Origin of the sequence: Staphylococcus sp. GDY8P57P (genome assembly GCF_017892585.1) — a bacterium.
Lineage (GTDB): Bacteria > Bacillota > Bacilli > Staphylococcales > Staphylococcaceae > Staphylococcus > Staphylococcus borealis.
Window position 1 is genome coordinate 1 of the sequence record NZ_JAESLK010000110.1, and the last position, 600, is coordinate 600.

At 32.5% G+C, this 600-nt stretch carries 1 protein-coding gene; it reads left to right on the forward strand.

The window, feature by feature from the left end; genetic code table 11:
- Positions 1 to 190: 190 nt before the first annotated feature.
- A partial coding sequence (locus tag KA878_RS13785; RefSeq protein WP_312884020.1) for a DUF334 domain-containing protein occupies positions 191 to 600 on the forward strand: 410 nt, incomplete at its 3' end.

Consider the following 600-nt stretch of genomic DNA (forward strand, 5'->3'; position numbering starts at 1 on the left):
AGAAGAAGTTCTGAAGCAGCAAGACTTGATCATGAGAAATCTCTCCGAGATAAAGAAGAACGAGAAAGAGAGAGAAAAGAATCACAAAGCCTTGTTAGAGAATCTAAAGGATTCGACCTCGAACTTTAATCAAGCAACTAAAAATACCGAGGATAAATTTATAAGTGTAGCGAGAAGTTATTTAAGAAAATTGGATACAGACAACCAAGAACAAGATTTTAAACAAGCCTTTGATGAAAAATTTAAAGACTTAGATAAACAAGCAAGTTATTTATTAGAGCATTATAAAAAACATAATGACCAAGCCAGAAAAGAAACAAACGAATACAAAAAGGCGATTACGGATCGCTTAGATAAAAACGATATGATTGTTGAGAATTTAAATAAATCATTAAATATTATGACGAAAGGCGTTGTATCTTTATTTTTTGTTGTGGCAATCATTGCTTTAGTTTCGTTGGTAACCGGTCCGATTAGTGCGTTTTTTGGCATTTCACAAGGTTATGACTTTATTAATCATGAGATAGCGACAAAAGAGAGCATTTGGAGATATTTATGGGGTGTTGTATATGTTGTACCGTATGCTTTTTTTGGTTTTCT